At 62.1% G+C, this 26,176-nt stretch carries 25 protein-coding genes; 14 read left to right on the top strand and 11 right to left on the bottom strand.

Annotation, left to right across the window (positions count from 1 at the left end):
- Positions 1-53: 53 nt before the first annotated feature.
- The 4 genes from AB4Z15_RS06090 (at position 54) to AB4Z15_RS06075 (ending at position 6,139) form a co-directional block, all read left to right on the top strand.
- Positions 54-941: an MBL fold metallo-hydrolase gene (locus AB4Z15_RS06090; RefSeq protein WP_442016535.1), complete on the top strand. Its 888-nt coding sequence runs from the start codon at positions 54-56 to the stop codon at positions 939-941.
- Between the two features lie 116 nt (positions 942-1,057).
- Positions 1,058-2,227 carry a hypothetical protein gene (locus AB4Z15_RS06085; protein WP_442016534.1) on the top strand — a complete coding sequence of 390 codons (1,170 nt, stop codon included), beginning with the start codon at positions 1,058-1,060 and terminating at the stop codon, positions 2,225-2,227.
- Between the two features lie 98 nt (positions 2,228-2,325).
- Positions 2,326-4,818, top strand: a complete 2,493-nt coding sequence (locus tag AB4Z15_RS06080) for a beta strand repeat-containing protein (protein ID WP_442016533.1) — start codon at positions 2,326-2,328, stop codon at positions 4,816-4,818.
- Positions 4,819-4,921: 103 nt separating this feature from the next.
- Entirely contained in the window at positions 4,922-6,139 is a 1,218-nt protein-coding gene (locus AB4Z15_RS06075) for an MFS transporter (RefSeq protein ID WP_442016532.1), read from the top strand.
- Between the two features lie 49 nt (positions 6,140-6,188).
- Here AB4Z15_RS06075 and AB4Z15_RS06070 read toward each other — a convergent pair whose 3' ends face one another.
- The gene (locus tag AB4Z15_RS06070) at positions 6,189-6,599 is read right to left on the bottom strand and encodes a DUF6855 family protein (RefSeq protein ID WP_442016531.1); all 411 of its coding nucleotides are present in this window, start codon (positions 6,597-6,599) and stop codon (positions 6,189-6,191) included.
- On the bottom strand, positions 6,596-7,165 hold the full coding sequence (locus AB4Z15_RS06065) for a hypothetical protein (RefSeq protein WP_442016530.1): 570 nt from the start codon (positions 7,163-7,165) through the stop codon (positions 6,596-6,598). Before AB4Z15_RS06065 ends, AB4Z15_RS06070 begins: the two co-directional genes overlap by 4 nt.
- Positions 7,166-7,267: 102 nt before the next feature.
- Here AB4Z15_RS06065 and AB4Z15_RS06060 point away from each other — a divergent pair, with 102 nt between their 5' ends.
- Genes AB4Z15_RS06060 through AB4Z15_RS06045 form a run of 4 tightly spaced genes read left to right on the top strand, consistent with a single transcriptional unit; the run spans position 7,268 to position 10,398 of the window.
- On the top strand, positions 7,268-8,005 hold the full coding sequence (locus AB4Z15_RS06060) for a phosphatase PAP2 family protein (protein ID WP_442016529.1): 738 nt from the start codon (positions 7,268-7,270) through the stop codon (positions 8,003-8,005).
- Positions 8,005-8,682, top strand: a complete 678-nt coding sequence (locus AB4Z15_RS06055) for a DedA family protein (RefSeq protein WP_442016528.1) — start codon at positions 8,005-8,007, stop codon at positions 8,680-8,682. Before AB4Z15_RS06060 ends, AB4Z15_RS06055 begins: the two co-directional genes overlap by 1 nt.
- Positions 8,679-9,353 (top strand): response regulator transcription factor, encoded by a 675-nt coding sequence (locus AB4Z15_RS06050; protein ID WP_442016527.1) that lies wholly within the window; start codon positions 8,679-8,681, stop codon positions 9,351-9,353. The genes AB4Z15_RS06055 and AB4Z15_RS06050 overlap by 4 nt, the downstream gene beginning before the upstream one ends.
- Positions 9,346-10,398 carry a sensor histidine kinase gene (locus AB4Z15_RS06045; RefSeq protein ID WP_442016526.1) on the top strand — a complete coding sequence of 351 codons (1,053 nt, stop codon included), beginning with the start codon at positions 9,346-9,348 and terminating at the stop codon, positions 10,396-10,398. The genes AB4Z15_RS06050 and AB4Z15_RS06045 overlap by 8 nt, the downstream gene beginning before the upstream one ends.
- Positions 10,399-10,402: 4 nt before the next feature.
- Here AB4Z15_RS06045 and AB4Z15_RS06040 read toward each other — a convergent pair whose 3' ends face one another.
- The 5 genes from AB4Z15_RS06040 to AB4Z15_RS06020 are packed head-to-tail and all read right to left on the bottom strand — an operon-like array spanning position 10,403 to position 13,587.
- Positions 10,403-11,155: an ABC transporter permease gene (locus AB4Z15_RS06040; RefSeq protein ID WP_442016525.1), complete on the bottom strand. Its 753-nt coding sequence runs from the start codon at positions 11,153-11,155 to the stop codon at positions 10,403-10,405.
- 47 nt (positions 11,156-11,202) lie between these two features.
- The gene (locus AB4Z15_RS06035) at positions 11,203-11,718 is read right to left on the bottom strand and encodes a hypothetical protein (protein WP_442016524.1); all 516 of its coding nucleotides are present in this window, start codon (positions 11,716-11,718) and stop codon (positions 11,203-11,205) included.
- Complete coding sequence (locus AB4Z15_RS06030; protein WP_442016523.1) at positions 11,715-12,416, bottom strand: signal peptidase I; 702 nt, start codon at positions 12,414-12,416, stop codon at positions 11,715-11,717. The genes AB4Z15_RS06035 and AB4Z15_RS06030 overlap by 4 nt, the downstream gene beginning before the upstream one ends.
- A complete protein-coding gene (locus AB4Z15_RS06025) occupies positions 12,403-13,023 on the bottom strand; it encodes a SipW-dependent-type signal peptide-containing protein (protein WP_442016522.1) in 621 nt (206 codons plus the stop codon). The genes AB4Z15_RS06030 and AB4Z15_RS06025 overlap by 14 nt, the downstream gene beginning before the upstream one ends.
- A 33-nt stretch (positions 13,024-13,056) precedes the next feature.
- Positions 13,057-13,587, bottom strand: a complete 531-nt coding sequence (locus tag AB4Z15_RS06020) for an alternate-type signal peptide domain-containing protein (RefSeq protein ID WP_442016521.1) — start codon at positions 13,585-13,587, stop codon at positions 13,057-13,059.
- A 211-nt stretch (positions 13,588-13,798) separates the two neighbouring features.
- Here AB4Z15_RS06020 and AB4Z15_RS06015 point away from each other — a divergent pair, with 211 nt between their 5' ends.
- Positions 13,799-14,050 carry a hypothetical protein gene (locus AB4Z15_RS06015; RefSeq protein WP_442016520.1) on the top strand — a complete coding sequence of 84 codons (252 nt, stop codon included), beginning with the start codon at positions 13,799-13,801 and terminating at the stop codon, positions 14,048-14,050.
- A gap of 33 nt (positions 14,051-14,083) precedes the next feature.
- Here the strand turns inward: AB4Z15_RS06015 and AB4Z15_RS06010 are convergent, their stop codons facing one another.
- Together AB4Z15_RS06010 and AB4Z15_RS06005 are read right to left on the bottom strand one after the other, a co-directional pair.
- Positions 14,084-14,995 (bottom strand): phosphatase PAP2 family protein, encoded by a 912-nt coding sequence (locus AB4Z15_RS06010; protein ID WP_442016519.1) that lies wholly within the window; start codon positions 14,993-14,995, stop codon positions 14,084-14,086.
- A gap of 314 nt (positions 14,996-15,309) precedes the next feature.
- Positions 15,310-17,997 (bottom strand): AMP-binding protein, encoded by a 2,688-nt coding sequence (locus tag AB4Z15_RS06005; RefSeq protein ID WP_442016518.1) that lies wholly within the window; start codon positions 17,995-17,997, stop codon positions 15,310-15,312.
- 193 nt (positions 17,998-18,190) lie between these two features.
- On the opposite strand from AB4Z15_RS06005, the gene AB4Z15_RS06000 reads away from it, so the two are divergent.
- Genes AB4Z15_RS06000 through AB4Z15_RS05985 form a run of 4 tightly spaced genes read left to right on the top strand, consistent with a single transcriptional unit; the run spans position 18,191 to position 22,912 of the window.
- On the top strand, positions 18,191-19,609 hold the full coding sequence (locus AB4Z15_RS06000) for an extracellular solute-binding protein (protein ID WP_442016517.1): 1,419 nt from the start codon (positions 18,191-18,193) through the stop codon (positions 19,607-19,609).
- Positions 19,606-20,568 carry a carbohydrate ABC transporter permease gene (locus AB4Z15_RS05995; protein ID WP_442016516.1) on the top strand — a complete coding sequence of 321 codons (963 nt, stop codon included), beginning with the start codon at positions 19,606-19,608 and terminating at the stop codon, positions 20,566-20,568. The genes AB4Z15_RS06000 and AB4Z15_RS05995 overlap by 4 nt, the downstream gene beginning before the upstream one ends.
- Before the next feature lie 8 nt (positions 20,569-20,576).
- A complete protein-coding gene (locus AB4Z15_RS05990) occupies positions 20,577-21,449 on the top strand; it encodes a carbohydrate ABC transporter permease (protein WP_442016515.1) in 873 nt (290 codons plus the stop codon).
- Between the two features lie 23 nt (positions 21,450-21,472).
- On the top strand, positions 21,473-22,912 hold the full coding sequence (locus AB4Z15_RS05985) for a glycoside hydrolase family 32 protein (RefSeq protein WP_442016514.1): 1,440 nt from the start codon (positions 21,473-21,475) through the stop codon (positions 22,910-22,912).
- A gap of 36 nt (positions 22,913-22,948) precedes the next feature.
- Here the strand turns inward: AB4Z15_RS05985 and AB4Z15_RS05980 are convergent, their stop codons facing one another.
- Entirely contained in the window at positions 22,949-23,929 is a 981-nt protein-coding gene (locus tag AB4Z15_RS05980) for an aldo/keto reductase (RefSeq protein WP_442016513.1), read from the bottom strand.
- A gap of 158 nt (positions 23,930-24,087) precedes the next feature.
- Between AB4Z15_RS05980 and AB4Z15_RS05975 the strand changes: the two genes are divergently transcribed.
- Positions 24,088-24,963 (top strand): helix-turn-helix domain-containing protein, encoded by an 876-nt coding sequence (locus AB4Z15_RS05975; protein ID WP_442016512.1) that lies wholly within the window; start codon positions 24,088-24,090, stop codon positions 24,961-24,963.
- A 111-nt stretch (positions 24,964-25,074) separates the two neighbouring features.
- On the opposite strand, the gene AB4Z15_RS05970 is transcribed toward AB4Z15_RS05975, so the two are convergent.
- A complete protein-coding gene (locus AB4Z15_RS05970; protein ID WP_442016511.1) occupies positions 25,075-26,136 on the bottom strand; it encodes a LacI family DNA-binding transcriptional regulator in 1,062 nt (353 codons plus the stop codon).
- Between the last annotated feature and the right edge of the window lie 40 nt (positions 26,137-26,176).

The raw sequence follows: 26,176 nt of genomic DNA, 5'->3' as shown, positions 1-26,176 counted from the left end.
GGGTAGAATCGAGGCCTGAACATCGCCGGATTGCACTGGATACGGAGAACTCATTGTCAGCTTGGCATGAACTTGGCACGGACAACTACGTCTTGGAGACCGAGGGGTCCTTACTCAACACCGGGCTTGTGGTGGGCAGTGAGCTCGCCATGGTCATCGACACCGGATGTGGCCCCCGCCAAGGCCGCGAGATCCTCGCTGCTGTCCGCGAAAAGACCCAGCTTCCGCTGGTGGTAGTCAACACCCACGCGCACTACGACCACTTCTTCGGTAACGCTGTTTTTGCCGACGACGGCGTGACAGAGTTCTGGGCGCACGCCAACTGTGCGGCAACCATCGAGCGGGACGCCGACAACCAGCGTCGCTTCGTCGCCACCAACGAACCGGAGATGGCCGCGGGGGAGGGTGACGCCGTCGACATCGTTGTTCCGAACGCGATCGTTGGCGACCAGCCTGTTCTAGTGGACCTCGGCGGAATTACAGCCACACTGTTCTATCTGGGCCGCGCCCACACCGACGGTGACCTCCTGGTGGGTACCAACTCAACGCTGTTCGTGGGTGACCTCGTCGAGCACGGCGCACACCCTTCCTTTGAGGACTCGTATCCCGAGGAGTGGGCGGACGTCCTCCGGCACATCTCCGCTTTGCGTCACCGCTACGAGTTCCTGGTCCCGGGCCACGGCAAGCCTGCGAGCGACGAATTCGTCAAGACCATGGCCGACACCATGAGCACTGCAGTGCGGCAGGCAACCCAGTCCATCCGCGATATGCCCAACGATGCAACCAAGGCCATCCCTGTACTGCCTTATGGACCGGAGCAGTCGCGCTGGTTCATCAAACGGCTCCAGGAAACCAATGCCCAGCACGGAAGGGTTGCTGGTGGATCCCTGGCAACGCCCGACTTTGGACCCGAGAAGACTGGCTTTTACCCTTCTTCATAAATGAAGGTTACTGACAAATTTGTCATCTTGATTACTGCCTCCCCATGGACTATTGGGCAACACCAGTCCTAGGATGAAATCGACCATCGGTTTGCGGCTACCTGGGGGGTGTCGAGATGAAGGCCATTCGCGTAATTCCGCGCGCTACTCAGATTCTCCGCTCCGTCATGATCGCTGGCGCCGGTACCGCAATTTGGATGGCATTGTCCGCGACGGCCGCCAACGCCGATTCCGGGATCACTGATAACCACTCGCTGCTGGGCGGAGTGACATCTTCGGTGTCGTCAACCGTTTCATCAGCCGACACCGCCAGCAAGCAAACCAACAAGACACTCAGTGCTGCAACGGGTGCGGTCAAGAAGGCGGCCGCGTCCGTTGCAACTTCCGTCGGGCCTAAGCCATCCGCCCCCGTCGTCACTGTCCCTGTGCCGAACGTACCTCTTCCGGCTCCCGCCAAAGTCGTTGTCCCGGCACATCCGATAACCGTGCACGTTCCAGCTGTAACCCCGGTGGTTAAGCAGGTTGCGGAGTCCGCGGACAAAGTCATCGCCAAACTCCCCGTTGTTAACCGGGTAGTTCCGAGCGACACAGTCGGCAGCGTTGTGGACACGGTCGTCAAACCAGCCACGGGCACTATTGACCACACCGTCGAGGCGGTTGTTCCTCCGGTAAATGATGTTCTGAAACCCGTCGGCCTGGACCCGGTGACGGGCGTGACGAAGCCTGTCGTGGCCCCCATCGTTGAGGTCATCGATAAGGTCCTCCCGCCTGTCGGCAGCGTTTTACCTCCGATTGCTGGACCCGGAAGCCTGCTTCCCCCGCTCTTGGGCGGCGACGGCGCCATGCTCCCCACGACGCCAGGTGCCGGAACTGTGCCGCCACCCGCCGTCGGGACTTCACCAACGGCTTCAGCCGGCGGCGGTTCGGGGACGGAATCCGCTGGCCTGCCCCTCGGGACAACTCCGCCCACCCTCAATGCCGACGTTTCACTGACCTTTGCTCTGGCGCGAGGTTTTGCCCCTGCTTCACCTGGTGCCGTAATCGGCGCCTCTGTCATCGTCGAACCTGAGGTTCCAGCCGAGCTGCCGGCCGACCCGGAAACGACACCTCTTGGTGTCACCGGCGCGGGCTCGGGTACCTCACAAAACGGGCCGCCAAGCCCTGCCGCAGCCTTCCTGCATGGGGCGCCAATCGTTCCTGCAGACACACTTTCTGGTCCAGCAGCGGCCAGCAATGAAGATCATCCAAAGCCGGTTTCTTTCGATCCCGGCTCCTCTCCTGACTAGTTCCCCAGCCCAGCCGCGCCTCTACATGCGGCCGATGGTTAGCCGGACGATCCGTCATCGGACGTCTTTGGGAACAAGACCTTCAGGAGAAGATCACAATGAACTCGACAATTCGCAGGTGCCTGATCGGCACATGCTTTGCCGGAGGCTTGATAGCCCTCGGCGGGACCGCGGCCAACGCGGCAGATACGACCAGTGGAAAGGACGGAACCCTTTCCGGCACACAGGTGGTGGCACCGGTGACAGCGCCAGTCAGCACAGGCGCTACGTCACTGGCCCTCGTGGGAGATTCATCCTCAACCACAAAGGCGCCCGCAGCCGCTCCGGCTACAGGGACGGCGCCAACTGCCAGCACCAACGGTTCCAACGGGACTGGCTCCGGGACACAGGTAGTCGCGCCCGTAACAGCGCCCATAAACCTGGGCTCGTCATCAGTGGGTCTGCTGGGGGGCTCCACTGCGACGGGCCCAGCCAAACCTGCCGCTCCAACTGCACCAAGCAGTTCGACGACGGCGGCTGGCACCAACGGTTCCGGCGGCACAGCCTCCGGTACCCAAGTAGTTGCACCGGTGACGGTCCCCGTAACTGTGGGATCGACGTCGACGGGTGTCCTGGGGGACTCATCGGCAACGACAACACCAGCAGCAACATCAGGTTCTGCACCGGCCCAAGCGCCTGCGCAGGCAACAACGTCGGGGGGAGAAGGCATCGCATCCGGCGCTCAGGTAGTGGCTCCGATATTGGTCCCTGTTAACATCGGAGCCACTGCCGCGGGTGTGGCTGGAGATTCATCAGCTACGTCCGGCGCACCCTCGAATACGGGCAGCGCACCTGCTGCCGCTACTCCCGGTGCTACGACCAACGGGTCAGATGGGGTAGCTTCCGGGACTCAGGTGGTTGCTCCGGTTACCGCTCCGGTGACTGTTGGTTCGACGTCGGCTGGTGTGCTGGGTGATTCGGCGGCCAGCACTGCCGGTACTTCCGGTGGGACTGCTCCTTCGGGGGCGTCGGGTGCTACGACCAGCGGGGCAGAAGGGGTAGCTTCCGGGACTCAGGTGGTTGCTCCGGTTACAGCTCCGGTGACTGTTGGTTCGACGTCGGCTGGTGTGCTGGGCGATTCGTCGGCCAACACTGCCGGTACTTCCGGCGGAACTGCACCGGCGGGAACGTCGGGCGCTACGACCTCGGGATCTAAGGGCGTTGCTTCCGGGACCCAGGTCGTTGCTCCGGTTACCGCTCCGGTGACTGTTGGTTCGACGTCTGCTGGTGTGCTGGGTGATTCAGCCGCCAGCGGCAATGGCGGCACTGCCGGTACTTCCGGTGGGACTGCTCCGGCGGGGACCTCGGGTGCTACGACCAACGGGTCAGATGGGGTAGCTTCCGGGACTCAGGTGGTTGCTCCGGTTACCGCTCCGGTGACTGTCGGTTCGACGTCGGCTGGTGTGCTGGGTGATTCGTCTGCCAGCGGTGGCACGTCCGGTACTTCGGGCACGGGTACAGGTACAACCACAGGTTCCAATACAAACGGATCTAATGGCATCGGTTCGGGTACTCAGGTGGCTGCTCCGATTACAGCTCCGGTGACCGTTGGTTCGACGTCGGCTGGTGTGTTGGGTGATTCGTCAGCCAACACTGCCGGTACTTCCGGTGGGACTGCTCCGGCGGGAACGTCCGGCGCTACGACTAACGGTTCTGGTGGCATTGGCTCCGGGACTCAGGTAGTTGCTCCGATTACAGCTCCGGTGACTGTTGGTTCGACGTCGGCTGGTGTGTTGGGTGATTCGTCAGCCAACACTGCCGGTACTTCCGGGGGAACTGCACCGGCGGGGACCTCGGGCGCTACGACCTCGGGATCTAAGGGCCTTGGCTCCGGGACGCAGGTGGTTGCTCCGGTTACCGCTCCGGTGACTGTTGGCTCGACGTCTGCTGGTGTCTTGGGCGATTCGTCGGCTGGCACTGCCGGTACTTCCGGGGGAACTGCACCGGCGGGGACCTCGGGTGCTACCACTAATGGATCGGGCGGCGTCGCTTCCGGGACCCAGGTGGTTGTTCCAATCACCGCTCCGGTCACGGTCGACTCGACATCGCTTGGCATCGGTGGCGCCTCTGTCGGAGCCATCACGCCTCCCGTTGTGAATCCTCCCGTTGTGAATCCGCCGGTCGTCAACCCTCCCGTTGTGAATCCGCCGGTCGTCAACCCTCCCGTTGTGAATCCTCCCGTTGTGAATCCGCCGGTGGCCAACCCTCCCGTCGTCAACCCGCCGGAGGTTAGCCAGCCTGCTGGTGGTGGGGGACTTGGCATTGACTCTGGCACCAACAATCCGGGGACCGAAATTGGGGGTCCTGTATTCGGGAACGCTGGCGTCGGGACAACCGGAATGGGCGGTGCCCAGCTAGGTGGTAGCGCAGTAACTGCAGGCGGCACTCAAGGTGTGCTGACAGCAGGCCTTGCGACCGGCGTCGGGAGTTCCAACTCTCTGGCCACTACGGGATTGGACGGCAGCTTCACGCTCTGGGCAGTCGGCCTTCTTCTCATAGGCTTGGCACTTTCAGCAGCCGGACGTCGGAAGGCAACGGCTAACCGCATCTAGTCACCTGGACGAGGCCTAGTCTCGCGCGCAGTTGTTGCGGTTCCGGATCTCCGGAACTGCGACAACTGCGAGGCGGCTGGGTCAGAGTCCTAGGATGAAGGGGATGACAACCACCCAGCAAGACCAAAACTTCAGCCTCCGCAGCATTGCTTTACCGGCCTTCGGGCCTGCGCTGTTGTTCTGTATCGGCGAGGGGGCGGTTCTTCCGGTCATCGCGCTCTCGGCGCGTGACCTTGGAGCATCCGTGGCAGTCTCCGCGTTGATCGTCACGCTGATCGGCTTGGGGTCCTGGCTCTTCAATATCCCGGCATCGCTCATCACCATAAAGTTCGGCGAACGCTGGGCAATTGTTGGGGCAGGTGCCGTAGGAGCCCTTGCCCTCGGCGCGGCAGCTTTCGCTCCACAGATGGAGCACGGGATCTGGTTGCTGGCAGCAGCTATGACCTTGGTGGGTATGTCGGCGAGCGTTTTCAACCTGGCCCGCCAGAAGTACCTCACCGAGGCAGTTCCGGTGATGTTCCGCGCCCGTGCGTTGTCCACATTGGGCGGCGTTACGAGGATCGGCATCTTCATCGGTCCGTTCATCGGTGCCGGCGTGATGCAGTTCGCCGGAATCAGCGGGGCGTACTGGGTTGGTTTTGTCGGGATGATGGCGGCCGCTGCTTTGTCGCTCACCATCCCTGACTTGGTGGCTCCCGATACGTCCGACGGCGGGCCAGTCATCCCGGCGTCAACGCTGCGAAATGTGGCTGCTTCCCATGCCGGGGTGTTCCTGTCTGTGGGCTTCGGAATTCTGCTGCTCAGCGCTCTGCGTGCTTCGCGCCAAGTTGTCATCCCGTTGTGGGCCGATCACTTAGGCATGGACGCCACGCAAGCATCGCTGATCTACGGCCTCTCAGGCGCCATCGACATGTTGGTGTTTTATCCGGCTGGAAAGCTGATGGATCGCAAGGGACGGCAGTGGGTGGCGGTTCCGTCCACAGTGATCATGGGGACGGCGTTGATCCTCATTCCGTTCACTGGTGGGTTCCTTCCGCTGCTGTTGACTGCCCTGTTGATTGGCTTTGGCAACGGCATCAGTTCCGGGCTGATCATGACACTGGGTGCTGACTTCTCACCGGACAATGGAAGGAGCCACTTCCTTGGCATCTGGCGGTTCATTGCCGATTCTGGTGCAACGGGTGGGCCGGTGCTCTTGTCTGCCCTGACTGCTGCCATTTCGCTCGCTGCTGGCGTCTGGGCCACCGGCGTCCTGGGCTTCGCAGCGGCAGCCGTGTTCGCCGTCGCGATCCCTCGACTGAAACATCGGCGGAACTACTAGCCGCGCCCTTTCAACCGGAGTGGGAAGCCGCTTTCTCCACGGCAATGGGTTAGCTGGGGAGGGCTCGAACCATGTTGTTGCGTTTCTCGTGGGTCAGTTCGACCAGCCCGAGTTTTTCGAGCAGCGGGGGGAGGTACATCCCAAAGCGGCCGCGGTATCCTTTGCGGAGCCCGTACCACCCGGATACAGGGTTGGCCGGATCCCGTCCCCATGCCTCGACGCTTCCCTCCGGTGCTGGTTTGCTCTCATCGGCTGCGCCCAGGGGCACCCAGTCCTCCTGCTCACGGAGCCAGGCGGACAGATCCTCGATGGCTCGCAGGTGATACTTCAGGGTCGTCGACCCTACTTGGCAAACGAGGGCCGGTGGGTCTGACTCCGGGTCGCGGTACATGGAGTACTCCGACGAGCCCGGTGCCGTGACCAGCACCCATGGGTCTTCCTTCGTTCCTTCAGCACTCATGACAGATCCTTTCCCGCATCTCCGGTTTCAGCGTAGCGCCGGAGCGAACGTCCCCGAAATATCTCTGCGGCGCCGTATCCCAAGCCAAGGACAACCATGCTGCCCAGCCATGCCGCCGACAGGAAGATCAGGACCATCCAGTTCCTGTCCTCGACAGGTTTTAGCGACTGACCCGCGACGACTACCTGTTCCCCAGCGGCTCGTGCCACCACCGCCATCCGCAGACCGGGCTCCGGCTGCCAGGTCACAGCATCGGATCCGGTCCGTCGTGCCGCCTCGAGCACGCCCTCAGGAAGGACGGGAAAGGACCCATGAAGGACAGCAGTGCTGGACACCGGCTTGTTATTCGCCCCGTAGACAATGACGAAGACACCGCTGTCAGGATTCAATTCCAGCGGCGGCGTACTCGGCGCCGGCGAATCAATGGCTTCAACCCGTGCCGCAGCAGCAGCCGTCGGCGCATCATTCGCTGCCCGCCGGCCCAATTGCTGCAGCGTGACATAGGTACTTCCGAAGATCAGAGTGACGATGATGGCTGCGGCCAGCCAACCGATGACGCGTTGCATTCCTTCATCATGGGCTCAATCCGGCCGGGACACACTTCTTAACGAGTTCTTAATTGCCCTCACGGAGGATTGGAAGAACGATACGTCCTGCCGAAGGGTCCCATGTTCCCGCAATCCACACCTGGCTCCGTACCAGTCCAGCGGCTGCCCGCCCCCAAACACTGGCTGACCGTTGGGCTTATTTTGGTGGCAGTCGTCATCGCCGTCGGGCTAGCGGTCCAGTCCGTGCCGGGCTTCACGTCGGCTGAGTTGGCTGTGGATCAGAACTTCAGCCGCAACCATAACCCTGTCCTGACCGGTTTAGCTCTGGCCTTGAACCTGCTGTTCGAGCCTGTGGTGGGAGCGCTGGTGGTGCTCGCCACAAGTCTGTATCTCCTGCTGATTCGACGTTCCCCACAGAAAGCTGTGCTGTTTGCCCTCACAGTGGGTTCGGGATGGTTGAGCTGCCAACTGTTCAAGGTGGTCATCGGCAGGATCCGGCCGGACCCGACACTGTTGTTGGACCCGCTGGCGCCGGAGCCGATATCCAACAGCTTTCCCAGCGGACACACATGTCTGGCCGTCGCCCTGGCCATTGCAGCGTATTTCCTGGCCCGGGGTAGCCGCGCGGAGAAGCCGGTTCTCTGGACAGGAATGATCCTCGCAGTGATCGTCGCCTGGTCCCGTGTCTACATCGGCGCGCACTATCCACTGGATGTCATGGCATCGTTTCCGGCAACCATTGGCGTCGTCGTGTTGATGGCTGGTCTCTGGAACCGTCAAGCACCCTCGATCGTGGCCCGGCTGCAGTCCGCCCGGTCATCCCGTTCCGACGCGAGTCCACATCGAAAGAAGCCTTAATGGAAGCCCTCGCTCTCGCACCGACACTGAGCCCCGCCGAACTGCTGCCAATCCTGGATCCTGCCAGTCTGCTGCAGGGTTTGGGCCCTGCAACGCTGGCTGTCGTGGCCCTGATCATCTTTATCGAGTCCGGGGTCCTGTTCCCCTTCCTGCCGGGCGACTCGCTGCTCTTCACGGCTGGCCTGCTGCACCAGCAACTGAATCTGACACTGCCCGTACTCATCATCGTCGTGAGCGTGGCGGCGATCGCAGGCGACCAAGTAGGCTACCTGCTTGGTCGCCGGTTCGGACGCCGATGGTTCTCGGATGATGCCCGCATACTGAAGACTGCACACCTGAGAAAAGCAGAAGAGTTCTTCCGGCGCCGTGGTGGCTCGGCACTGGTCCTGGCGCGCTTTTTACCCGTGGTGCGAACCTTCGCACCGCTCAGCGCCGGAATTGCCCGCTACCACTACAGATCCTTCGCTCTCTGGAACATCACCGGGGCAATCCTCTGGGCCGCCTCGGTGACGCTGCTCGGTTCCTGGCTGGGCCGCTTTGACTTCGTGGCCAAGAATATTGACGTCATAGCAATCATCATGGTCCTGGTGTCCGTGCTGCCGTGGGGCATCGAATTCCTCAAGCACAAGCGGGCCCGTGCGTCGGAAAAAGACCGGCGCGCAACAATGGATTCGTGATCACTGCAACCAAGCCATCCCTGCTCCTGGTGGAAGACGACGTCGTCCTCGGGCCGCTCATCGCCGAACTGCTGGAGCCGGACTACCAGGTTCACGTCGCCGTCGACGGCCATGAAGGCCTGCATCGGGGACTCTCCCGGATCTGGGATGTGATGGTGGTGGACCGGGGCCTGCCCGGCATGGACGGCGTCGCGCTGATTGCCGCCCTCAGGTCCAGGGGTATCGCCACCCCTATCCTCATACTCACCGCCCTCGGCGCAACGGAGGAGAAGGTCAGGGGACTCGACGCCGGCGCGAACGACTACATGACCAAGCCCTTCGACATTTTGGAACTGGGGGCCCGGCTAAGGGCGTTGACCCGGAGTTACCAGCAAGAGTTCAAGACCTTAAGTATTGGAGACTGGGAACTGGACCCTTCTTCCAGGTCCATCCGTTCCATTCACGGATTCCTCGCCTCATTGACTGCCAAGGAGAGTGAATTGCTCGCGACGATAGCCGCGCAGCCGGACCACGTCTTCACGCGGGAAGAGCTCATCAATGCCACCTCCAGCCAAGGTGAACTGCCCGGAGTGATCGACACCTACGTCCACCACCTGCGCAGGAAGATCACCAGATCGATCATCCGTACAGTGCACGGGGTGGGGTACCAGATCGGCGATGCGAATGACTAAACATCCTGCTCCTTTGGACCAGGACCAGGCATTCCTGCGTAGGGCATCCATGAGGATCGCTCTTCGCATCAGTGCCGCCTGCGCAGTTCTGGTCCTCTGCCTCCTGGCGGCGTCTACGCTTTACCTGCTTAACCAGTCCGGCATCCCGGAACCGGCTGAACCCGGCGCCGTGTACGCCTATCTTGATACCAATGATCTGATCAAAGCCATGATCATCGCAGGGGCAGCCGGCATCCTGCTGGCTGGGGGCATTGGCTGGCTCAGTGCCCGCAGTGCGATCCGTCCGCTGGGCGAAGCGCTGGCCATGCAGCGGCGCTTCGTCCAGGACGCGAGCCATGAGATGCGCACGCCCTTGGCCATCCTGGACGCCAGAATTCAACTGGCACAGCGCGGCACACCACCTGATACGGCAGCCGCCCAAGCGCTTGCCCGGATCCGGAGCGACACTGCCGCGCTGACCGCGATAGTCAATGAGCTGCTGGAATCCGCCACCGGAACAGTACAGGAACCGGATATTGCCCTGACCAACGTCGCGGGTGTTGCCCAGGATGTTGTGGACAGTATCCGCCAGTTAGCCGTTGACCGAGGCATCACCCTGGATTGTTCCAGCGTGGGGCAACCGCGGGCGCTTATTGATCCTCAAAGACTGCACCGTGCGATCCTGGGTCTGGCCGAGAACGCACTCGTCCATACGCCGGCGGGAGGCCACATAATGGTCGCCACCAACGTGGCCGGCGGCCAGGCCACAATCACCGTGACCGATACGGGCCCAGGCATCACAGGCATTGACCGGGCCCGGATCTTTGACCGTTTTGCTCGGACCACCCATCTTGGCCTGGGCCAGCAGCAGCGCAGTTTCGGAATCGGGTTGTCCCTTGTTCGCGAGATCGCCGTCGCCGCAGGAGGCTCCGCGGACGTGGCCTCCACGGGCCCAGACGGCACCTCCATGAGGATCACACTGCCCTTGGCAACGACAAAGCCAGGACTCCCACGGGAAGGTACGGCCCAAAGCTCCGTCCGCCGTTGGCCTTCACGACGCCAGTAGCCGATCACCGGTCCAAGCGCGCCGGTCGCACCCGAACAGCGGCACGGGAAGCGATGACTGAAACGGCGGTAAACGCACCGCCAGCCATGATTCCGGCCAGAACCACAATCTGGAACCGGCCGGCTTCGAGCGGTGAAATGCCACCGAAAATCGCACCGACAAAGGCACCTGGAAGAGTTACCAGCCCCGTGGTCTTCGTTTGGTCAATGGAGGGAATCAACGCTGAATAGACGGCGCGACGGGCCAATTCCAACGTTGACCGGCGAGGTGTTGCACCCAAGGCCAACCACCCTTCCACTTCCTCCCAGTGATCATTAACGGCCTCCGAGAAACGGCGTCCAGCCAGAGTGGCCGTGGTCATGGCGTTGCCGATGATGATGCCACCCATCGCCAATGCATAACGTGGAGTCAGCTCAACCGCGCCAGTGGCGAAGATGACGCCGAGCGTCACGGCGACCCCCAGACCCATGGATCCGCCAACGAGGCCAAGGGTTTTCCAACTCCACCCGATGCGCCGGGCAGCAGTGGTTGCAGCCACAGCAAACATGATCAGCAGCGCCAGCGCCACGAAGACGGGACTTGAGATGACACCGCTGAGGATGACACTGATAGCGGCCAGCTGAACTGTCCCCCTCAGGATCGCCAACGCTGGCGCCCACCTGTACGGCACTTTATAGGTGGTCAGCACTGCCGCGGTCAGGGTCACGAGGAGGCCGATCCCTAGCAGGGTCGGCCCCAAGGCCTGAATCGTCGTCATCGGGTCAGCCTATCGAGGCGGTTGCAGCTGCCCGAGGCCGACCCGCGCTACACCGGACAGGTCAGGAATTTTCCATTACCGGAGAGCTTCAAACGGCGTAGCTCGCCCGTGGCTGTGGTCCCAGTGTTTTGCAACGCTGTCACCTGAACGTCGACTTCAGGGTTGTGGCCGTCAAGGATGGCGGTGGCGAAGATGGGACTGCTCGGCGTCAAATCCAAAGTTGCAGACGGAGGCAGCACAGGGATGGAGACATAGACGCTGCTGGTGCTCATCTTGCCGCCGACCGTCATCACCGTGGGGGAACTCAGACCTGCGATGCTGATCCGGACAGTGCTCGTAGTTATCTGCGTGCAGGTCAACGTCAATACGACAGGCGCGCTGGGAGTTGGGGTTGGTGTGGGGGTAGGCGTTGGCGTGGAAACCGCGGCTCGAACAGTCATGGTTGCGTTGGAGCTCTGCTCCCACAGCCCGAATGCGGACGTTCCACCGATGCCCACCAATATAGTCAGGCAGAAAAGGCCAACCGCCCAGGCTTTGGCCGAGGGGCCAGTTCCCCGCTTCACGCAGACTGCCTTTCCTTTCGCGAGCCCCGGATTTCCCGGAACATGGTGAACCCACCGTAACCGATCAAACCCGCCGCGCCCACGGCCAGCCACAGTGAGCGGTCGCTGTTGCCCAAGGCGTTCGCGACGAACCCCACGAACGGCACGGCGTACAGCAACTTGCCGCGCACCTGGATCTCACGAACGGGCTGGGGATCCGCGACGTCGTTGTTGTCGCCCTTGGTGGTGAGCGTCTTCTCGCCCGTCTGGAGGAACCCGAAAGCAATGATCCTGTGCGTGATGACACCCGGCTTGCCCGATTCGATCTGGTACGTAATCACGTCGCCGAGCTTCAATTCGTCAAAGTCCGCTGCCTGCGAAACCAGGAACGTGCCAGGTGCGTACTTCGGTGCCATGGAGTTGGTCAGCACGGAATACGTTTGCGAGCCGGTCACCCTGGGCAGCATGATCAGCACCGTGACTGCCAGGAGTGCAAGGGAAAGAAGTACGACGCCGAGTCCCCGGCCGATGCGGGCCAGTACCCGTGCGTTGGAAGAACGTTCTGAGGAAAGCCGGCCGGCTTCCTTCAGTTCCCCATTTTCGGGTTCGACTGCGACGGACGCGTCGGCGCCAGATTCGCCAAATGTGGTGTCAATCGTCGTGTCCAGCACGAGCTCATCAAGGCTATTGCGATCTACGAGGGTACTAGGCGCAACCATTGGGAACCCCACATTTCTGACGAGCGTGCAGCGGAAGAGTGATTGAGACGGAATTTCCCTCGACGCTGGAAGGTGCGGCAGCGTCCAAGGTCACCTTGAAGCAGAGGGTGGAGGTGGCACCTTTGGCGATTGCCGGCGTCGTAAATCCTGCCCCGGTCAAAGGCTGATAGCCGCTGGCCGATGAGCATGCGGTGCTCGACGCGGCGCTGGCGGCAGTCACAGTGAGATAGCCGGCCATGGTGCCCCCGGATACGTTGCTGACAGTAGGCGCCGTAGCGGTGACGGTGATGTCAAAGACCCCACCGGCGTCGCTGGCGTTTCCGATTCCCATGGACGTGTAAACGGAGCTGCCGCGGGCCAGGTCCGCCAGGGGCGCCTGTGCCGTGGTCAGTGCCAACGTGGTCGCTTGGTCATTGACGGTCATGGGCACCGAGGACCCGGAAGGGTTCCCTGTCAGGTTGACGGTAAAACTGGATGCTTTGACCGTGCCCGGCTGGGCAACAGCGGTAGCGGACCAGAGTGCGTACGTACCTTGGACGGCCATGAGCCCCAGGAGCACGGCCGCGACCATAAGGCCAGCCGTCTTGATGCTCCTGGGGATTCTCATTGACACTCCTGTTGAAGTTGTTGCGGGGCAGGACTACTGGAGGCCGGACTGCTGGACCTGTGTCAGGGTGAAGGATACGTTGCCCAGGTTCCTGCTTGCGTTGTTGTCCGTGCGGGTTGAGGTGCTGGACTTGAATTCGAAGGTGATGCTCGCCGTGACATGCTGCGAAGTGGTGAGCGGGTTGGCGATGACGGCCCCGTGAGCGTCCGTCAGCTTGGGTGACGTAACCGTGACGTTGGAGGGATCGAATCCTGCGCCTGCACCGGTGTTCGCGGCAACGAGGTTGGCTGCCATTTTGTCGCCGGTGAGGGTGACGTCCAGATCCTGTGTGTAGGTCAGGAGATCGCCAGGAACCACCAGGTACGTGGCGAGGTTGACCGGGTTGCCTGCGCGGTCGGTCCAAACGCCGGTTGCGGCCTGGACGTTCAAGTTGCCAGCGACAATGGTGCCTGCTGCCGCGGAATCCGAAGCGTTCCACCAAGCCAGTGTTCCTCCGCCACCCAGGAGCAGCGCTCCACCAAGTGCCAGTGCCGCTGCGCCTTTAAGCATTGTTGTGTTTTTCACCGTGAGACCTTCTTTCGTGTTGTTGTGGCTTCTGCCTTGCGATTACTTTCGCGGTCTCAGATCAAGGGTCCATGCGGCGCTGGCTCAAGGTTGGATCAAGTTTTTCCGGGTTTGAAACCGAAGATGTTGCAGCCCCGAAATAATCCGTAAAGGTGTTTGTAATCTCGTAAAAATATGCTTGACGCACTGAGGGAATCTGCCCAGTGTGGGAATGTACTCAACCATTGAAGGGGCGGCGCTGATTACTATGCACATCAAGGAATTCTGGAATCAACTTTCACCGGAAACGCAGCAGTGGCTTATCGATAATCCGGGAAGCATGATCATCCCACGAACCCAAACGGCCATCCTCAACAACGAGACGGGTGAGGATAGCCCTGTCGACGGGCACGGAGGCACCTTGCTTACGGAAGAGGATCGGGACTTCATCCGAGCTCAGGCCCGGCACATCGAGCGGAAGTAAGCTGCCGCCGTCGAGCCTTAACTCCCTGGTGCTTTAGCGCTTCCTGGCCGCCAGGCCGAACAGCCACGTCCCGCCAAGGGCTGACAGGTACCCGGCAACCACAATGAATGCAGTCCCGGCCCAGAAGTAGTCAACGGTGCTGTCCGGGCTGAGTCCCGGCATGACCTGGAGCAGTGAGTAGCCGGCGACGATAGCTGCCAGGAGCAAGGCAACGGCGGTCAACCATACCCAGAGTCGTGACGCTGCCCAGTGCTCGCCGTAGCCTTTCCAAACGTTCCAGCTGGTCCCGCTGCGAAGGATCAGCCATCCGGCAGGAAGCATGACGGCGCCCACCACGAGGAAGGCGGCTACGACGTCGGAGGGCCGATGCCATTGGTTGATGAGTGTCGAAACCCCAGTGGCCACGGCGAAGGTGCTGCCGAGGAAACCTGCCAGGGGTCGCCAGCGGGGCGAGACCATGAGGAAAACCGCAGCAGCAGCAGAGGCTGCCAACGTTGTGTGGCCAGAGGGGAGGGAATTGAGTTCAAGTGTTTGGACGCCGCGATCGGGCCTGTCCGGGATAAACAACTTCAATACCTGCGTAGCCAGGTTGGCGGCAATGCAGGCGGCCACGGCAATTCCGGCGGCAGTCCAACGGCGACGCGCCACAGTCACGAAGAGCACCACGATGATAGCGATCGCCAGTGACAGGATGGGCAGCATATCCAGGAATTTGGTGGACGCCCTGCCCGCAGATCCGCTCAATTCAGTGGCCTCAACCAATGCGGACTCGTCGATGAACTGGCCCATGGTGGTCCGCACGAAGAAGTAGTACGTGACCACCAAGCCCAGGATGCTGGCGACTGTACCCAAGCCAAAAAGCAGTCCTGTACCGACGCCGGGCTTGCGACCTTGTGCTGACCGGTCAGGGGACATCGCTATGGGGCGGGACTGCTGGGAACTCATTGAATCAAGACTGCCACAGTTCGCTGAAAGGCTCATGTGAGGACGCGTCGGGCGCGGCGCACACACCGGCGCGCATACCAATAAGGTGCCTTATGGTCAAGGGCGAATCAGCCTATTCTTAACCTATGGAACCTACTACAGGCCTGATGCTGGCGTTGCTGGCTGTGATTGTCTGGCTGGGGATAACCATTGTGCCGCTGGTGCTGTTGGCTCCGTCGCATTCCCAGGAGGAAGATGGGGCCTCCTCGAATCGGAGGGGCCGCCGTGACGGCCGCAGGAGGGCGTTTTCGGGAGCACGGCCTGTCTTCTCACACTCATCCGCGAGCACGCGATCGCTGCGGCATCCTCGCATCCAGCACTGAAATCCTGTCCGGCTCGGGAAACCTGTCCGACCCGGAATCGCCATCCGGCCGCGGGCCGGGAGCATTGAAGTGGCGCCGCCTTTGGCGGTCACGCAGCCACCGCTCCACGCTGCCCATGGCGCGCGTCGCCGTAGCCCAGTAGGCCACGCCCACCAGTAATGATGCCGCGAGGGCCAACCCTTTATGGGTCTGTCCAAAGAGCGGATACACCAGCCAATGCGTGACGTAGATATACAGTGATGCGCTGGCCAGCAGAGCTGTGACGCGGTGCAGGCCGCGCGGCACGGGCAAGGTAGGAATCCAGAGAAGGATGAGGAAACCTACCAGGATGGTCGCGCTGCGGTGTTCGTTGCTGAAGGACCCGGGGATCGTGAGTAGGGCGAAGGCGGTCATTGCGGCGCGTTGCCACCACTCCCGCGATACGGCAGCAGCCCATCCGAAGGCGAACAGCCACAAGACAGGCCCTTGGCCAGGATAGGGCAACTCGATGATGTCGAAGCGCTGCAGGAGGTCGATGGCGGCCAAGGCGAGTGGAAACGCCCATGGCCATCTGCGTGCAGCACGGTCCACAGCGGGGATAGCGAGCAGGAGAGCCAGTCCGATGAGGATATGAACCAGCACTTCAACGAACCAGAAGCGGGACATATCCGTCCACCCCTGGGGACCAACGATTGAATTCAACAAGAACACGTTGTGCCAGCCGTAGTCGTCAGTCACGGCAAAAGCGACGCCGATGACCAGGACGCTGGGTACGACGATCCGCACGACAGCGCGTAATTGCCTCCGGAGCCGTTCCCGCCGGGATCCCGTTAGCTGGAAGCGGGCAAAGTTATACCCTGCCACTGCCATCAGCACGTGGGCGGTGCCTTCCCAGGAGAAGAACTTGATGTGCGTTGCCACAATGAAAATGATGGCCACCGCGCGGAGCACGATTCCCGTTTCCATACGTGCTGTCAGCTTCCCCCGCCAGTTCCGGAGAAGTGCCTTGGCGCGCGCCTCTTCATGGGCTGGATCGGCTTCGGCTTCACGTGCCGGGACAAGCTCGCAAATGGGCATGAGGTGCCAGCCCTGCGGGATGCGGCCAAGTGCACGCTCAAGCCTTACCGACGCCGCCACGTAGGAGAGCGAATCTCCGCCAAGGGAAACGAAGCTGTCAGTCTCTGTGATGTCGGGGCGTTCCAGGACCTCTGCGAAGATCTCAAGCAAAGTCTCTGTCCCATGGATGAATTCTGTCCCGCGGTGGGGCTCCGTCTGCTCTGGCTCAGGCTGTGTAGACAACGCAAGGATCGCCGGATAGTCAGGCTTCCCGTTGCCGAGCCGTGGAATGTCCGGGACCGAATGCAGTTGGACGGCCGCGCGCGGCACACCCAGGTCCTGCGCCAGGCTCTTGGCAACCAATCCAAGGTCATCCTGGGCTTCCACTGCTACCACCACGCGATCGTCTGAACCTGCGGCAGCGGCGGTGAGGCCAAGGTCTGCAAGGAGTCGCTCAACACGTCCCAAGTCAACGCGCAGCCCAACGATTTTCACGAAACGGCTGCGCCTGCCCACAATCTCGTAGAGTTCATTAGGGCCGAGCCTCGCGAGGTCACCGGTGTGGAGCTCGGTGATTTCCCGGCCAAGGGCCAGGTCTTCGGGCTTCTCGGCGTATCCCAGCATGACGTTTGGCCCGGTGTAGACGAGCTCCCAGTCATCCAAGCCCGGCACTGGTTCGAGCCGGAATTCTCCTCCGGGAATCGCGACGCCGATGGCATGTGGATGCTCCGCTGCAAGGTCCGGTGGCAAGTAAGCCATGCGGGCTGTGGCCTCGGTCTGCCCATACATGACGAAAAGGTCCCAGCCGCGCTCCCGGCCCAACTCTGCATAGGATCGGACGCGCTCGGGAGCCAGACGACCTCCGGCCTGGGTGATGTAGCGCAGGCTCGGAACATCCATGTGCTCGAATCCCACACGGTCCAGAAGCTCGAAAGTGTAGGGGACGGCAGCGAACGAGGTCACGCCCTCGGTACGGACCAGGTCCCAAAAACATGGATCCACTACGGAGAGGTCTGTCAATGCCAAAGATGCGCCCACCAGCAAATGGCTGTTCACCACGCTCATCCCGTAGCAATAGGAGAGGGGAAGTGTCGTGGCGGCAATATCGCTCGGACGCAGGTGCAGGTACTGTGCGATGGCCTCTGCGTTCGCCTGAATGGAAGCCGCGGAAAGGCGAACGAGTTTCGGCGAGCCTGTGGAGCCTGAAGTGCTCACCAAGAGTGCCAGATCCGAGTGCAGTTGGTGTGCTGTCTCATGGCGGCGCACGTCCAGGACAGGCTCGCCGTTGGAGGACCGCGCAATGACGTCTGGATCGTAGGCGGCAATGAGTGTTTGGGCTGCTTTTCCGCCGCCGACCGGCAGGATCAGCAGTGGATGGCCCGATGCCAGGGCCGCGAGATACACGGTCAACGACGGCAAGGTGTTGTCAGCTTCAAGGGCAACCAGGCGGCGCTCAGGGCCGAGTTGGCGCGCCATGTCCTCTACGCGCGCGGCAAGGTCGCGGTAGCTGATGGAGTGCTCGCCTGTGCTGATGGCGGTGCGGTCGCCGAAGGACGCCAGGCTAGTGGCGAACGAAATTTGGGCAACGTCCGGATGGGTAGTCACGAAAGACTATGTAACAAGGTAAACCTAACCTAACTCAACTGGATAATGCCTCGGCGAAGAATCATGACGTGGCTCCGGCCCTCCGGTTAGGGCCGGGCGGCGGGGTGAGGTCGGTGCAACATTCCCGTGACGATTGACACGTGTTAGGTAGCAGGAATAGGCTACCTGACACGTGTTAGGGAAGGGAATCTACATGCCGGGAACCAATGGGGCTTTGCGACAATTCACACGCAGAACAGCCCTCACAGCCCTCGGTGCCGGGATAGTCGGAGCAACAGCGGCGTCATGGCCGCGATTGACCGGGACAGACATTCCTGGCCGGGGAGACAACAGCCTCAGTATCGCCATCATGGGCACCGCCGCTGACGCCGCAGCCCGGCAGAAGGTCATCGACGCCTTCGCCAAGGTCCACCCCGAGATCAAGGTCAAGGTCCAAGCCATCCAGGCCGTGGACTGGAAGGACTTCTTCACCAAGATCCTCACCATGGTGGCAGCAGGCACGCCGCCGGACGTTGTGTACGTGGCCACTGAAGGTGCCCAGCTCTTCGCCGAGAAACTGGCCCATCCGCTGGATGAGTACCTGCGCCGCGACGCCGACCACATGAAGGAGTACTTCGAAGACGTCCACCCCAGCCTGGTTGAAGCCTTCATGTACAAAGGCAGCCTGTTCCAGCTCCCCATCGACTGGAATGCCGCCAACATGTACTACAACACCGCATCACTCCGTCAGGCCGGCTTGGAACGCCCCGCCGACGACTGGACGCACATGGACTTCCGCAGCACCCTCGCTGCGATGAAGAAAGCCAAGCCGCAGGACTTCACCCCCTATTACTGGACCAACCGTCTCTTCGGTGGAGTGGTGCCATGGCTCTACGCCAACGAGACAAGCTTCCTCAAGGAAACCAAGTCCACCGGCGGCGAATGGCTCTGGGACGGTTTCTACGCCAACGACCCCTCGCGCAGTCTCCGCTCCGGCGGCTACCAGTGGCTCGAACCGAACGCTGACGATCCCCGCGTCTTCGAATCCTTCGACTACCTCCGCGGCCTGGTCAAGGACGGACTTGGTGTCCGGCCCGAGGAAGGCGGCGGCGGCGCACTGATCGGTCTCTTCGCCTCCAACAGGATCGGTACGACGCCGGCGGGCGGCTATTGGGTACAAGGCCTCCACGAGGCGGGGATGACAGAGAACGACTTCGACGTCCAGTTCTTCCCGAAATGGCGGACCCAGCGCCACCAATTCGGCACGGCAGGCTACGCGATCATGAAGACCGCCAAGGACAAGGACGCAGCCTGGGAATGGGTGAAGTTCAGCTCCAGCAAAGAGGCCATGCAGATTGTGTTCCCCACACCGAACACCACACCCGCGCGCCGATCCATGGTCAACGAGAAACTCTATGCCGGCACAGGTCCACGGAACTGGAAAGTCTTCTACGAGACCTTGGACAAGTTCCCCACCACAGGTCCCATTCCGGCACCACCCCAGCAGGCCGCCGTCGAAACGGCCCTCATGAAAAACGTATCCCTGGCTGTCAGCGGGGACGAGCGCCAACTCAAGCAGGCCCTCGAATCAATGCAGCGCGATCTTGAACTGGCCCTGAGGAGGCAGCCATGAGCACCGCAACCAGTACCCCCACCGGGACCGGGAAGCAGCCGGGCCGTCAAGCCACCCACAAGCACAGCCAGCCCTCCAAGCGTGGCCGCGTCCAACAGCGCTGGCTGCCCTGGGCTTTCCTTGCCCCGACCATCGTGGGCATGGGCATCTTCACCCTGCTGCCGATCGTCGCGTCCCTGGCGCTCGCCTTCTTCCGCTGGGACATCATCTCCGCGCCGACGTTCGTGGGCTTCGACAACTTCGCCGAGGTAGTCCAGAACCCGACCGTCCGCGTCTCGTTCCTTAACACCATCGTGTTCGTCATCGTGGCGGTAGCCCTCCAACTGGGACTCGCACTGGGCCTGGCGATCATGGTTCAGGAGAAGCTCCCGTCCTGGCTGAGAGTGTTCTTCCGCTCCGCGTTCTTCTTCCCACTGATCCTGTCTGCAGCCTCGGTGTCCATCTTCATGCGCTATCTCTTCAACGAGCAGTTTGGGGTGGTGAACTGGCTGCTCTCGTTCGTCGGCATCCCAGCGGTACCGTGGCTGACGACGCCAGGTGGTTCGGCCGCCGTCGTGATTCTTGTGTATGTATGGCAGAACTTCGGGTTCTCCTTCCTGCTGTTCATTGGTGGGCTGGCCTCGATCCCGGTGGAGACATACGAAGCCGCTTCGATCGATGGCGCCACCGGCTGGCGCAAGCATTTCTACGTGACACTGCCACTGCTGAGCCCCACCACCTTGGTGGCATCGGTCATGGCCATCATCAATGCGCTGCAAGTATTCGATCAGCCCTACGTGCTCACACGCGGCGGGCCCGGCGATTCGACGCGTACCGCCGTCATGGTGATCTTCGAGTCCGCGTTCCAACGACTCGAATTCGGCCAGGCCTCGGCGATCGGCGTGATCCTGACGCTCATCATCATGGCCATCACAGCCGCTCAGTTCCGGCTCAGCAAACGATTCGTCTTCTACCAGTAAGGCCCGCCATGACCCTCATTTCAGAACGTGTTGAAACCACGGCGCCTGTGGCTACGCGCAAGAAGCGCGACTGGTCAGTTGCCGGACGTGTCGCTGCCTTGCTGATCGCAGCTGTTTTTGTCCTGGGCCCTGTCCTCTGGACGCTATCCACCTCACTGCGGCCGCCGTCGGAATCCTTCAAACTGCCGCCGGCCTTCCTGCCCCTGAACCCGGACCTGGCCTCCTACCAGCAGGTGTTCAAGCAACTCAACATCGTGGGACTGGTACTGAACAGCGCCCTGGTCACCGGGCTGATCGCCGTCGGGCAGATGCTCACCGCAGCCCTCGCCGGTTACGCCTTCGCGCACCTGCGTTTCAGGGGACGCGGCGCTTTGTTCTCCATCGTGCTGGCCACGATGATGGTGCCCGCGCAGGTGACGATCGTGCCGGTGTTCATGCTGATCCGCGGCATCGGGCTCTCGGACACGCTGCTCGCGTTGATCATTCCGGCCATCCCGACGGCGTTCGGCACCTTCCTGATGCGCCAGTACTTCCTGGGGTTGCCCAGTGAGCTCGCTGAAGCGGCGGCGATCGACGGCGCCTCGCCGTGGCGTACCTTCCGCTCCGTGTACGCACCGCTGGCTGTGCCGGGCCTGGCGATCGTGGGCATCCTGGCGTTCAACTTCCACTGGAACGAGTTCTTCAGGCCACTCATCATGACTATCTCCGAGCAAAACTTCACATTGCCCCTGGGCCTGGTATCGCTGCAGGGCAACCTCGGCACCGGCAGCATCTCCGTGGTGCTGGCAGGCGTCGTCCTCTCCATGATTCCCGCACTGGTGGTGTTCATGTTCGGCCAGCGCGCACTGCAGGACGGACTCACCGCTGGAACGGGCAAGTAGCTTCTCTGATTGAAAGGGTTCCAGTGACGGACCTTGCATTTTTTGATTCCCTGTTGTCTGCCTCGACGCACCCGGATCCGGCCTTCCCGCGCTTCCACCCGCGCCCGGCCCAAGGCTGGATCAACGATCCCAACGGCATCAGCTACATCAACGGCCGCTACCACGTCTTTTTCCAGTACAACCCCTCGTCTGCGCGGCACTCACAGATCAACTGGGGGCATGTGAGTTCCTCTGACCTGGTCCATTGGGAAGAACACCCCGTTGCGCTTTCGCCTCAGCCGGGCGGTCCCGATTCCGCAGGCTGCTGGACCGGCGTGGTGACCTCTGATGGTGGGGTGCCCACCGCTTGCTATTCGGGTGTCCAGGACCACGGCGGCCATTCGCAGGTGGTGATTGCCCGTGGTTCGGCCGATCTGGTGACGTGGGAGCAGACGGGCCACGTCGCCGCATCCATGCCCTCCGATCCTCTGGTCACAGCCGTGCGCGATCCGTTCATCTTCCACTTCAACGGTGCTCGATACGCCATCCAGGGAGCGGGTCTATCTGATGGGCGCGCCGCTTTGCTGCTGTACACGGTGGAGTCCCTTGACGACTGGAAGTACGAGGGCATCTGGCTGACCTCTGCCGATCCCGTCGCTGCAGTTCATACGCCGGCCGAGATTTGGGAGTGCCCGCAGCTGGTGCAGGTGCCTTCTTCCTCCGGGGCCGCTGCATGGGTGATGATGTTCTCGCTCTGGCTCTCCGGCGACGACCACGAGCACGCCAACGGGGTTGGGCACCTGATTGGTTCCCTGGCTTCGGATCCTGTCTCCGGGTTGCCTGTGTTTGTGGCGTCCTCCGGTGGAAAGTCGGATCTTGGTCGCGACTTCTATGCGCCGCAGATTGTGCAGCTCTCTTATGGTTCCGCTTCTTCTACGCCTGCTGCGTTGTTGTGGGGGTGGGCTAACGAAGGTCCGGGTCGGGATGGTCGCCGAGGTCGCACCCAGGAAGAAATCGACGACGCCGGATGGTCGGGTGTGCTGACACATCCTCGCGTTCTGTCCGTGGTTGACGGGGCACTGGCTGTTTCCCCGGCGCCCGAGGTGTTGGCTTACAGGGGTGCTGCTGTTGTTGAGGGGGCTGTTGGCTCGGTGGTGGTTCCCGCGTTTGCCGAGGTGCTCGTGACGGGTGGTGCTGTGCCTTCTGGTGCTGAGTCTTCCGGCGGAGTGTCTTCCGGTGACGTGGAGCTGGTGCTCGTTTCGGCTTCAGACGGCTCCGGGGACAACCGGCAAGTAATCTACTCGGGTTCGTTGGCTCCAGGGGAGGAGCTCCGGATCTTCATCGATGCTTCCCTCGTGGAGGTCTACCGCACGGGTTCGGTGGCGACGACACTTCGCGCCTACCCTGCGCCCGGCGAGGAGTGGCAGCTCAACCTGCCCGCCGGCGCAACTGCCAACGTGTGGGAGTTGACGCTCCCCGAGTAGGCGGCAGGCCGACGTCGTGCGTTGTGGGGTCAGGATTCAGCTGTCAATCGAGGCCATGTTGGCTTCGTCATGGCGTTCGCCCGCGGCTGGTTGGAGCGAGTTCAGCCGCTCCACTTGATGGTCCGTGAGTTTGATGCCAGCGGCGGCGGTGTTTTCCTCGACCCGTGAAACACGACGGGTTCCGGGGATCGGGGCGATGTCGTCGCCTCGTGTCAGTAGCCAGGCGAGGGCAGTTTGTGCGGGGGTGGCTCCGATTTCGGCACCGATTGCCTTCACTTCCTCGACGATCGCGAGGTTCCGGCGGAAGTTCGCGCCAGTGAAGCGTGGGTTGGTCTTGCGCCAGTCGTCGTCGGCGAAGTCATCCACCGAGCGGATCTGACCGGTCAGCAGGCCGTGACCAAGCGGTGAGTAGGGGACGAAGCCAATGCCGAGCTCACGCAGCAGTGGCAAGATCTCCTCCTCCACGTCTCGGGTCCACAGCGAGTACTCCGTCTGCAATGCAGTGACCGGCTGGACAGCGTGTGCCCTGCGGATGGTCTCCGGCGAGGCTTCTGATAGCCCGAAGTGCAGAACTTTGCCCTCGGCGATCAGGTCCGCAACAGCGCCTGCAGTTTCTTCGATCGGCGTAGTCTTGTCGACGCGGTGCTGGTAGTAGAGGTCAATGCGATCTGTTCCGAGGCGCTTGAGGGAGCCTTCCACCGCGGCTTTCACATTGGCTGCACTGCTGTCCGTGACTCCAGGGCCGCCGTCGACGTGGGATACCAAGCCGAACTTCGTCGCGATCTTGACCTGGTCGCGACGTCCCTTGATCGCCTGGCCGACGATCTCCTCGCTCAGGAATGGCCCGTAGATCTCGGCCGTGTCGATGTGGGTGACCCCGAGATCAAGAGCGCGATGGATGGTGCGGATCGACTCCGCGTTATCCAGCGAGCCTTCGCTGGTGTAGATGCCAGCCATCGTCATGGCCCCCAGTCCGATGGCGGAGACTTCCAGGCCTCCGAGGCGTGCGGTTTTCATAGTATTTGTGGTCCTTTTTGTTGTGTGGGCTGGCTCGTTGTCGTCCCGTTGACGTGATAGATCCAGTAAAGGAGTACGCGCGAACCGGAGGCAGACCCGCTTTATAGGGTTAATAAGCGGGCCCCCCTACGGGGAAGCCGCTGACGTACATTTGGAGCATGACCACCGCCGCCAACATTCGCGAATTCCTCATTTCGCGCCGGTCGCGGCTGACCCCGGCGGAAGCGGGATTGCCGGACTTCGGAGGTCGTCGTCGTGTGCCCGGGCTTCGCCGCGAAGAAGTCGCGCTGCTCGCCGGGATGAGCGTTGAGTATTACGTGCGGCTGGAACGGGGCAACGCATCAGGGATATCCGACGCGATCCTTGACGGGATCAGTCGTGCGCTTAAGCTCGACGACGCCGAGCACGCCCACTTGTATGATCTGGTTCGTGCCGCGAACAGGGGTGCGAGGACGCCGCAACGAAAGCCCGCGTCCCGAACCCATCAGATCCGCCCGGGCACCCGGCAGCTACTGGACGCGATGACATTCCCTGCAATCATCCAGAATGGCCGGATGGACGTCCTCGCGAGCAACGCCCTGGGGCGCGCTCTGTTCTCCGAAATGTATGCGGAACCCACCGAGCCGGTGAACTTCGCGCGTTTCCTCTTCCTGAATCCCCGAGCCAAGCTGGCCTACCGCGAGTGGAACGATTCGTCGGAGCAAGTTGTCGCCCTGCTCCGCGCTGAATCAGGTCGCGTTCCGTCCGATCGTGCCCTCCGGAACCTCATTGAAGAACTCATCAACGGCAGCAGCGAGTTCGCTGCGCTTTGGGAAGCCCACGACGTGCGGATACACCTGGCCGGCAAGAAGCTCTTCCACCACCCGGACGTGGGCGACCTGGATCTCAGCTACGAGGCCATGCAACTGATGACCGATCCGGGCCTCCAATTAGTGGGTTTCACAGCCGAACCCGGCTCCGCCACTGACCACGCTCTCCGTCTGCTCGGGAGCCTGGTTGCGCGGCACCCCGAGGAGATCGGGCTCGAGAGATAGAAGGCGCGTCCGGCGTGGATGGATCGACGTGGGAAACCCGCTATTTCGTTGTTGCCAAACAACGGAATAGCGGGTCAGCAACGGGGTTGCCCAGAGAACCGGTGGACGTGGTCAGCGTGTCGGCGCAGGGCCGGTTGATTCCCGGATAACCAGGCGGCAGGAGACCATCGTTTCCACACTCGTGTCGGTGGTGCCTTCTGTGCCGGCGGGTACGCCCTCGATCCTGTCCAGAAGTGTGGTCATGGCCGCCTGGCCGATCTCACGCAGCGGCAGGGCCATGGTGGTGAGGGCGGGGACCATGGTGTCGGCGATGCGTGATTCGTCGTCGTAACCCATCACTGAGAGATCGGTAGGGATGTTCAGGCCCAAACGGGCGGCAGCCAGGGCAACACCGATTGCCAGGCGGTCATTCGCGCACATGATGGCCGTGGGCCGCTCGGCCGGGGACACGCCGTCGAGCAGTTTCATGGCGCCGTGGAAACCGGCGTCGATATCCCAGCCCGCCATGGTGATCCTGTCCGCGCGAACCGACAGGCCGGCCGCGGCAAAGGCATCCCGGTAGCCCTCGACGCGCAGGGGAGCGGCCGGGGATTCCTCAGCGCCAGCGAGCAAGGCGATGTCCCGATGACCCAACTTCAGCAGGTGCTCGGTAGCGTCCCTGCCGCCGGTGACTTCGTCCGGGATGACGTGATGAAGTTGAGGTTTGGAGCTGCTGTCGTAGCAATTGGCCAGGACTGACGGGACGCGCAGCATGCCAGGGGGCACGTCGAGGGGCTTTAAACCCACGGTCACGTACATGAGCCCGTCCACTTGGCGGTCCAGGAGGGTTTCGATTGCGCTCGCATCCCGGGCGGTGTCGCGCTCGGTGTCCATGACGACAGTGACGAAGCCGCGACTGCGGGCGACGTCGTCCGCGCCACCGATGATGTTGCCGTCGAAGGGGCTGACCACAACTTCGTCGGAGAGTATGCCGATCACCCGCGATCGCTGATTCCGCAGGCTGAGCGCGATCGCGTTGGGGGAGTAGTTGAGTTCCTGCGCGGCCAGACGGATCCGGTCCTGGCTCTCCTTGGCCACGTTGCCGTCGCCGCGGCCATTGAGCACGAGCGAGACCGCGCTTCTGGACACTCCCGCCCTTTTGGCGACGTCCAGTGCAGTGGCCTTGCGGTTCATCGGGAGGTCCTTCCATCCGTCACTTCTCAGCAGTCTACCT

This window comes from Paenarthrobacter sp. 2TAF44 (assembly GCF_052114885.1).
Taxonomy (GTDB): domain Bacteria; phylum Actinomycetota; class Actinomycetes; order Actinomycetales; family Micrococcaceae; genus Arthrobacter.
The sequence above is the reverse complement of the archived record's forward strand: the minus strand, read 5'-3'. Positions and strand labels throughout refer to the sequence as shown.